The following is a 217-nucleotide window of genomic DNA, read 5'->3' on the forward strand; positions in this document are numbered from 1 at the left end:
TACGCGCCGTCGGCGATCACGCAGTCGACGTTCGCCTCGACTGCCAGCATCGCATTCAGGCCCGCCTCGTCGGAGACGTTGTCCTCGGTAATCGCGATCTGGTGGACATTCATCTGCGGGTCGATCGACAGGTGCATCTTGCGCCACGGCGTCTGGCCCGCGTCGCAGCCGTACTTCTGGCGATGCCATTCGCTGGCCCGGCCAAACTTCATCCCGC

At 64.5% G+C, this 217-nt stretch carries 1 protein-coding gene; it reads right to left on the bottom strand.

Translation table 11 applies throughout. The features are described from left to right. On the bottom strand, positions 1 to 217 hold a 217-nt coding region (locus tag AB3X89_RS40915), incomplete at both ends, for a transposase (RefSeq protein WP_368588138.1).

The organism is Paraburkholderia sp. BR14320 (assembly GCF_040948665.1).
In the GTDB taxonomy this organism is placed as follows: Bacteria; Pseudomonadota; Gammaproteobacteria; order Burkholderiales; family Burkholderiaceae; genus Paraburkholderia; species Paraburkholderia youngii.